Source organism: Streptomyces sp. OfavH-34-F (assembly GCF_022347745.1).
Classification (GTDB): Bacteria; Actinomycetota; Actinomycetes; order Streptomycetales; family Streptomycetaceae; genus Streptomyces.
Genome location: NZ_JAKRGC010000374.1, coordinates 1 through 5,552 on the forward strand (window position 1 = coordinate 1; position 5,552 = coordinate 5,552).

At 72.2% G+C, this 5,552-nt stretch carries 7 protein-coding genes; 5 read left to right on the forward strand and 2 right to left on the reverse strand.

Features of this window, described 5'->3' with window-relative positions:
* Window positions 1–138: 138 nt before the first annotated feature.
* A complete protein-coding gene (locus MHW47_RS31260) occupies window positions 139–1,104 on the reverse strand; it encodes an alpha/beta fold hydrolase (protein WP_239227242.1) in 966 nt (321 codons plus the stop codon).
* 131 nt (window positions 1,105–1,235) lie between these two features.
* On the opposite strand from MHW47_RS31260, the gene MHW47_RS31265 reads away from it, so the two are divergent.
* The 4 genes from MHW47_RS31265 to MHW47_RS31280 all read left to right on the forward strand — a co-directional run bounded on the left by MHW47_RS31265 (window position 1,236) and on the right by MHW47_RS31280 (window position 3,073).
* Window positions 1,236–1,451, forward strand: coding sequence for a hypothetical protein (locus MHW47_RS31265; RefSeq protein ID WP_239227243.1), 216 nt, complete (start codon window positions 1,236–1,238; stop codon window positions 1,449–1,451).
* Between the two features lie 168 nt (window positions 1,452–1,619).
* A complete protein-coding gene (locus MHW47_RS31270) occupies window positions 1,620–2,261 on the forward strand; it encodes a TetR/AcrR family transcriptional regulator (protein WP_239227244.1) in 642 nt (213 codons plus the stop codon).
* Between the two features lie 131 nt (window positions 2,262–2,392).
* Window positions 2,393–2,620, forward strand: a complete 228-nt coding sequence (locus MHW47_RS31275) for a DUF3107 domain-containing protein (protein WP_239227245.1) — start codon at window positions 2,393–2,395, stop codon at window positions 2,618–2,620.
* A 183-nt stretch (window positions 2,621–2,803) separates the two neighbouring features.
* Window positions 2,804–3,073 (forward strand): hypothetical protein, encoded by a 270-nt coding sequence (locus tag MHW47_RS31280; protein WP_239227246.1) that lies wholly within the window; start codon window positions 2,804–2,806, stop codon window positions 3,071–3,073.
* Between the two features lie 18 nt (window positions 3,074–3,091).
* On the opposite strand, the gene MHW47_RS31285 is transcribed toward MHW47_RS31280, so the two are convergent.
* A complete protein-coding gene (locus MHW47_RS31285; protein ID WP_239227247.1) occupies window positions 3,092–3,826 on the reverse strand; it encodes a ferritin-like fold-containing protein in 735 nt (244 codons plus the stop codon).
* A gap of 312 nt (window positions 3,827–4,138) precedes the next feature.
* Here MHW47_RS31285 and MHW47_RS31290 point away from each other — a divergent pair.
* Window positions 4,139–5,552 (forward strand): DEAD/DEAH box helicase (locus MHW47_RS31290; RefSeq protein ID WP_239227248.1); only part of this gene is annotated, 1,414 nt, incomplete at its 3' end.

Sequence of the window (5,552 nt, forward strand, 5' to 3'; positions counted from 1 at the left end):
CGTCGGCGGCGCGTCTGCGGCGGCCGGTGCCGGGGGCGGCCTGGGCGTCCGCGCGCCCCGCCTGGTTCGTGTCCGCCTGCCCGGCCACGGGCGCGCTGGGCGCAGGGCCCTTCCGGCTGTGTCGTCCCACGCCCTGGATCAGCTCCCGCCGCATTCGTCGAGCAATTCCCGGAACGCCTGGGCGACCGCCTCCGGGTACTCCATCATCGCCACGTGCCCGGCGTCGGGCAGTGTCAGCAGGCGCGCGTCGCGGAAGGCCGCGGACGCCCTGCGGGCCATCCGGAACGAGACGAGCCGGTCCCGTCCGCCGTACACCAGCTGGGTCGGCGCGAGCACCCGCTCGGCCTGGCGCCACAGCCCCTGCTGCCCGCCCAGGGTGTACGCATCGACGATGCCACGGGCGGAGCGCGCCATGGCGTCCCAGAAGTACGGCAGCTCCAGCCGGCGCTCCATTTCGGCCACCGCGTCGCGGAAGCCCGTCTCGGAGACCCGTGCCGGATCGCCGTAACAGAGTGCCATGACTCCGCGGGTGCGGTCCTCGGCGGTCCAGTCGCGGGTGAGCCGGGCGAACAGGGAAGCGACGCCCGGCAGTGCGAGGAGCGCGGTCGGGGCGGCGGTGCGCTGGACCCGGATCTCGGGGAGCGCGGGCGACACCAGGGTGAGCGTGCGCACCAGATCGGGGCGGACCGCCGCGACCCGGGTCGCCACGGCACCGCCCAGCGAGTTGCCGAAGAGGTGGACCGGGCCGCGCTCCTGGGCGTCCAGCAGGCGGATCACCGCGCGGGCGTGGCCGGTGACGGAGTAGTTGCCGTCGTCCGGGGGCGGCGAGTCCCCGAACCCGGGCAGGTCCACCGCCTCGCAGTCCACCACGTCGTCCAGGAGCGGCATCAGGGCCGTCCAGTTCTGCGAGGAGCCGCCCAGCCCGTGCACGAAGAGGGCCGGCGGCAGTCCGGAGCGCCGGGGCGGCCGGGAACGGAGGGTGAGCGTCAGACCGGGCAGCTCGACGGAGCGCAGCCGCTCCCCCTCCGCGACCCTGACGGTGCTCACCGTGGGGGCCACCGCTGCGGCGGCGGCGCGGATTCCCGGCAGCTCGGTCGAAGACATGCGGCAATGTTACGAGATGATCACATGGCGATTCATGTGTTCGCCGTCACACGCACGCATGCGGCTTCCGGGGGTACCTCCTAGGCTCGACAGCAGGCGCGACCCGACGAAGCCCGATGAGGGGAGTCACCATGACCGCCGACCCGAGGGAGCCGGAGACCTTCGAGGACGTCCAGCCGGACGAACCCGGCCAGGAGACGCCCGAGGCGGACGCCGCGGAGCAGCGGACGGAGCTGCGTCCGGAGGACGACGAACCGCTCACCGCCCTCGACCGCAGCGGGGCGAGCGAGGCGGACGCGGCGGAGCAGGCGCGCACGGTTCCCCAGGACGAGGACGATTACCGCTGATACGTCCCGCTCTGCGCATTCGCCCGGACAATCTGCGGCTACCGCAGCCGTCCGGTCCGTGAAATTCTGCGTCCGCGCCGCGCATACCGGGGTTACCCAAAAGTACGATGTCGGTAGGGCGCGGCACGTATGGAACAGCTGTGCCGGACCACGAATTTGGGAGGCGGCGTGACAGCCATCGAGCAGACCGAGGCGGCGCGCCCGAGGGGCACTCGCCTGCCCCGCCGCGCCCGGCGCAACCAGCTGCTGGGGGCCGCGCAGGAGGTCTTCGTCGCGCAGGGCTACCACTCGGCGGCGATGGACGACATCGCGGAGCGGGCCGGCGTCAGCAAGCCGGTCCTCTATCAGCACTTCCCCGGGAAGCTGGAGCTCTACCTGGCCCTTCTCGACCAGCACTGCGAGTCGCTGCTCCAGGCCGTGCGCACGGCGCTGGCCTCGACCACCGACAACAAGCTGCGCGTGGCGGCGACCATGGACGCCTACTTCGCGTACGTGGAGGACGAGGGCGGTGCCTTCCGGCTGGTCTTCGAGTCGGACCTGACCAACGAACCGGCCGTGCGCGAGCGGGTGGACCGGGTCTCGCTCCAGTGCGCCGAGGCGATCTCCGACGTGATCGCGGGCGACACGGGCCTGTCCAAGGACGAGTCCATGCTGCTCGCGGTGGGCCTGGGCGGGGTGTCCCAGGTGGTGGCCCGGTACTGGCTCTCCAGCCGGTCGGCGATCCCGCGGGACACGGCGGTCCAGCTCCTCACCTCGCTGGCCTGGCGGGGCATCGCCGGCTTCCCCCTGCACGGCATCGAACAGCACTGACCTCCCGGCGTCCGTCCGTGTTCGCTGCGGGCGTGGCCGGGGGCGCCGTGACCAGCCCCCTCAGCGGGCTAATGTGTGCTGCGTACGGCGCGGCTCACCGCGCAGGGACTGACCGTCGGAGGGACATAGCCGTGGAGGTCAAGATCGGGGTGCAGCACTCGCCCCGGGAGATCGTTCTGGAGAGCGGGCTTTCCGCCGAAGAGGTCGAGAGCACGGTCTCCGAGGCTCTCGCCGGCAAGGCACGGCTGCTCAGCCTCACGGACGACAAGGGCCGCAAGGTCCTGGTGCCGGCCGACCGGATCTCGTACGTGGAGATCGGCGAGCCCAGCACCCGGCGGGTGGGGTTCGGCGCTCTCTAGGGTGTACGGACGCGCAGACCGCGAACGGCCCGGCGGGGACACCCCGCCGGGCCGTTCCGCGTCCGCGTCCCCGGCCCGTCCGGCCGGGCGACGACGGGCCCCGGGAGGGTTGTGAACGCCCGCTCACGGGTAGGACCAGCAGGACCGGAGACCCCGTTCCGTATCCCTGCGAGGTGATCGTCCGTGATCGTGGAAACGTTGAGCGCCGTCGTGCTCTCGGTGGTCCTGTCCTGGGCGGCGCTGCGCTCGCTGCCGGGCCGGTTCCCGGCCCGGCGGACCGTCTTCGGCACGGGGGCGGCGGGCGCCGTGTTCGGCGCCTCCCTGATGCACACGGTGCTGGGCGGCGGCCACGCGGCGGCGTCCGTCGTGGGCGCCGTGCTGATCGCCGCCGTGACGGTGTCCCTGCTGATCCGGCCGCGCAGCCGCCGGATCAGCCGCTCCGCCGCCGTCTGACCCCCGCCCCCTCGGGCGTTACGCGGCCAGCCCCAGGGCGGCCATGCGCTTGGTGTGCGCCTCGGTGATCCGGGAGAACATGCGGCCGACCTCGGCCAGGTCGAAGCCGTCGGCGACCCCGCCGACCAGCATCGTGGAGAGCGCGTCACGGTCCGCGACCACGCGCTGCGCCTGCGAGAGCGCCTCACCCATCAGCCGCCGCGCCCACAGCGCCAGCCGGCCGCCGACCCGCGGTTCGGCCTCGATCGCCGCGCGCACCTTCTCGACGGCGAAGTTGCCGTGGCCCGTGTCGTCGAGCACGGCCAGCACGAGGGAGCGGGTGTCGGAGTCGAGCCGGACCGCGACCTCCCGGTAGAAGTCGCTGGCGATCGAGTCGCCGACGTACGCCTTGACCAGGCCCTCCAGCCAGTCGGACGGGGCGGTCTGGCGGTGGAAGTCGTCCAGCGCGCGGGCGAACGGCTCCATGGCCTCGGTCGGCTCGACCTCGATCTCCGTGAGCCGCCGGGTCAGCTGCTCGAAGTGGTGGAACTCGGCGGACGCCATCTTGGCCAGCTCGGCCTTGTCGGCCAGGGTGGGCGCCAGCTTGGCGTCCTCGGCGAGCCGCTCGAACGCCGCGAGCTCCCCGTAGGCGAGGGCGCCCAGCAGATCGACGACCGCGGCCCGGTACTGCGGGTCCGTGGACGCGGTGGCCCAGTCCTGGTCGGCGATTCTGGGCGTCGCGGGGGCTTCAGTGGCGTTGTCAGGCGTCTCCATGCAGCGCAGAATAGCCCGCCCGCGCACCGGGCCGGAGTTTCGGCCGACGACCCACATCACACCGTTCCAAAGGATTCGCCCAACACAGATGCGCGAATCCGGGGTACAGTGGTAATGCGCTTACTGAGCACTTTGCATCTGCTCGTGGCGCGAAATTGAATGAGGATGCCCGGTCGGTGGCCCGATCGGCTCCGACCCGACAGCCCTCCACGCGGTACGTGCACAAGTACGACCGCAGATGAGGGGCCCCCTCAGCGGCACGAGCGCTCGAGCGACGGCAGTGGTCCCGCGCCACCCGGCCCATGCGGCCGGATGAAATCCCCGGCACGGTACGACCCCCTTCGTTCGCCTCGGACCGCGTCTCACAGAAGAGGCAGCACCCTGACTACGTTCCGAGACCTCGGGATTCTTTCCGAGACGGCCGAGGCCCTTGAGGCCGTCGGCATCACGTCCCCCTTCCCCATCCAGGAGCTGACGCTCCCGGTCGCCCTCTCCGGCTCCGACGTCATCGGCCAGGCCAAGACCGGCACCGGCAAGACGCTCGGCTTCGGCCTTCCGCTGCTGGAGCGCGTCACCGTCCTCGCCGACGTCGAGGCGGGCCGGGCGCAGCCCGAGGAGCTGACCGACTCCCCGCAGGCCCTGATCGTCGTCCCCACGCGCGAGCTGTGCCAGCAGGTGACCAACGACCTGCTCACCGCCGGCAAGGTGCGCAACGTGCGGGTCCTGGCGATCTACGGCGGCCGCGCCTACGAGCCCCAGGTCGAGGCCCTCAAGAAGGGCGTCGACGTGATCGTCGGCACCCCCGGCCGGCTGCTCGACCTCGCGGGCCAGCGCAAGCTGGACCTCTCCAGGGTCCGCGCGCTCGTCCTCGACGAGGCCGACGAGATGCTGGACCTGGGCTTCCTGCCCGACGTCGAGCGCATCATCACGATGCTGCCGGCCAAGCGCCAGACCATGCTCTTCTCGGCCACGATGCCGGGCGCGGTCATCTCGCTGGCCCGCCGTTACATGTCGCAGCCGACGCACATCAACGCCACCTCGCCCGACGACGAGGGCACGACCGTCAAGAACACGGCGCAGTACGTGTACCGCGCCCACTCGATGGACAAGCCCGAGATGGTCTCGCGCATCCTCCAGGCCAACGGCCGCGGGCTCGCGATGATCTTCTGCCGCACCAAGCGCACGGCGGCCGACATCGCGGAGCAGCTGGAGCGGCGCGGCTTCGCCTCCGGCGCCGTCCACGGCGACCTCGGCCAGGGCGCCCGCGAGCAGGCGCTGCGCGCCTTCCGCAACGGCAAGGTGGACGTGCTGGTCTGCACCGACGTCGCCGCGCGCGGCATCGACGTCGAGGGTGTGACCCACGTCATCAACTACCAGTCCCCCGAGGACGAGAAGACCTATCTGCACCGCATCGGCCGCACCGGCCGCGCGGGCGCCAAGGGCATCGCGATCACGCTGGTCGACTGGGACGACATCCCGCGCTGGCAGCTGATCAACAAGGCCCTGGACCTCGACTTCCCGGACCCGGTGGAGACGTACTCCACCTCCCCGCACCTGTACGAGGACCTCGACATCCCGGCCGGCACCAAGGGTGTCCTGCCGCGGGCCGAGCGCACCCGCGCCGGCCTCGGGGCCGAGGAGATCGAGGACCTCGGCGAGACGGGCGGCCGCGGCCGCAAGTCCGCCCCGCCGGCCCCCCGCGAGGAGCGGGCCCCGCGCACCCCGC